1 pseudogene is annotated in these 497 nt (G+C 36.8%); it reads right to left on the reverse strand.

Features of this window, described 5'->3' with window-relative positions:
* Positions 1–497, reverse strand: a pseudogene (locus OS191_RS00225) (T9SS type B sorting domain-containing protein); the annotation flags it as partial.

Genomic DNA, 497 nt, shown 5'->3' on the forward strand with positions numbered 1-497 from the left:
AACCTGAATAATCTGATAGTGAATCTACAGGAGGAGTTCCAACAATAGTTACCGTAAAACTACTTTCGTTAGAACAGATATTTGGTGCTGTTCCAATTTCATTATAAATATAAATGGTTTGCGTGGTTGAAATAACGTCTCCAGTATTTAGCTGCGTTCCGGTTCCGTTAGTTCCTGTAAAATAGGTTCCATCTGTTAATGCTGGAAGAGTATAATCTGTACAAACTGTTTGATTGGCTATCGTATCTACTGGTGGTGTTCCAGAGATTGTAACAGTAAAACTACTTTCGTTAAAACAGATGTTTGGTGCTGTTCCAATTTCATTATAAATATAAATGGTTTGCGTGGTTGAAATAACGTCTCCAGTATTTAGCTGCGTTCCCGTTCCATTAGTTCCAGTATAATAGGTTCCGTTTGTTAAAGCAGGTAAGGTGTAACTAGAACAACCTGAATAATCTGATAGTGAATCTACAGGAGGAGTTCCAACAATAGTTACC

This window comes from Xanthomarina sp. F2636L (assembly GCF_026410195.1).
Classification (GTDB): domain Bacteria; phylum Bacteroidota; class Bacteroidia; order Flavobacteriales; family Flavobacteriaceae; genus Xanthomarina.